Below are 244 nucleotides of genomic sequence, written 5' to 3'. Positions count from 1 at the left end.
CGGCCAGCTCGCTGTCGACTGGGGTGAGTTCGCTCTCCACGGGTCTCTCGACGACGAACAGCAATGTCGCGTCACTGTCGACCTCGACGTCGACCACGGCTAGCTCGCTGTCGACTGGCGTGAGCTCGCTCTCGACGGGCCTCTCCACGACGAACAGCAATGTGGCGTCGCTGTCGACCTCGACGTCGACCACGGCCAGCTCGCTGTCGACCGGCGTGAGCTCGCTCTCGACGGGCCTCTCCAC

General features: G+C 66.4%; 1 protein-coding gene. It reads right to left on the bottom strand.

Features of this window, described 5'->3' with window-relative positions:
* Positions 1-244, bottom strand: a 244-nt coding sequence (locus SB751_RS34305) for a hypothetical protein (RefSeq protein ID WP_410749532.1), incomplete at both ends; no start/stop codon positions are given.

The sequence above is a fragment of the Cupriavidus sp. SIMBA_020 genome, from assembly GCF_046535395.1.
Lineage (GTDB): Bacteria > Pseudomonadota > Gammaproteobacteria > Burkholderiales > Burkholderiaceae > Cupriavidus > Cupriavidus campinensis.
Note: the sequence above shows the minus strand (reverse complement) of the source record. Positions and strands in the feature narration are given on the sequence as shown.